Origin of the sequence: Streptomyces radicis (assembly GCF_003626575.1) — a bacterium.
In the GTDB taxonomy this organism is placed as follows: domain Bacteria; phylum Actinomycetota; class Actinomycetes; order Streptomycetales; family Streptomycetaceae; genus Streptomyces; species Streptomyces radicis.
Genome location: NZ_RBDY01000078.1, coordinates 1 through 1099 on the forward strand (window position 1 = coordinate 1; position 1099 = coordinate 1099).

The 1099-nt window shown below is 71.1% G+C and carries 1 protein-coding gene; it reads right to left on the bottom strand.

All coding sequences use genetic code 11. The annotated features are described in order from the left end of the window. Window positions 1–1099: hypothetical protein (locus tag D7318_RS33285; RefSeq protein WP_183091722.1), on the bottom strand; the 1099-nt coding region annotated here is incomplete at both ends.

Consider the following 1099-nt stretch of genomic DNA (forward strand, 5'->3'; position numbering starts at 1 on the left):
TTGGCCTGCTCGGGTGATGGCGATGTGGCCGGTGAGGGGGCCGGTGTGGTGGACGTGGAGGTCGGTGGGTTGGCCGTCGAGGCGGATGAGGAGGGGTGGTTGGCCTGCTCTGGTGATGGCGATGTGGTCGGCGAGGGGGCCGTCGCGGTGGACGTGGAGGTTGGCGAGGAAGTGGCCGTCGTGGGGGTCGTGGAAGGTGGTGGTGGTGCCGGTGCGGATGAGGATGGCTCGGTCGGTGATGCGGATGTCGTCGGTGGCGACGGGTTGGCCGTCGCGGGTGAGGGTGGGGGCGCCGCCGCCGGGTGGGGTGGTGAGGGTGCCGGTGGAGCGGCCGTCGTGCCCGGACAGCCGGACGGGGTGTGGTAGTTCGGTCAGCTCGACGTTGCTGTCGCCCATGCCGTGGCGGGCCGGGCCTGGGACACCCGAGCCGTCGGAGGCGTCGGATCCGGGGTTGCCGGGGCGGTCGGGGACGAACGCCATGTGCACCGTGAGGTCGGTGTCGCCGAGGTCGGGGGTTGTGGGCCTGGTGCTGGTGGTGGATTCCGTGAGTTGCTGGACGGGGATGGCTCGGTGTTCGGGGGTGAGGAGGAGGTATTCGACGTCGTTGACGCGTTGGAACCCTGGGGTGCCGTCGGTGCCGTCGGTGCCGTCGCTGTTTTCGATGACGCGGCCGGTGTCGGCGTGGTAGGTGATGGCTCGTTCGGGGGTGTGGAGGGTGAGGCGGTGTCCTTGTGGGGGGTTGGGGTTGGCGCGGGTGGGGGTGGGGGTGGCGTCGGTGTGGCGGATGACGTGGTCGTGGAGGGTGGTGCCGTCGAGGGTGCGGGGGAGGGGGTAGAGCTGGCCGTCGGGGCGGGTGAGGGCGAGGAGGTCGGGGTTCCTGCCGGTGAGGTAGGTCACGCGGTAGGTGAAGAGGCCGTCGTCGGCGACCAGGTAGGTGGTGTCGCCTCTGACGACGAGGTGGTCGCCGCTGGCGAGGGGGGTGACGGTGGTGTTGTCGACGGGGTTGCCGTCGCGGTTCAGGAGGTGGACGGGGTCGCCGGGGCCGGTGTCCAGGATGCGGTTTCCGTGCAGGGGTCCGTAGGCGATGGCGGTGACGCGG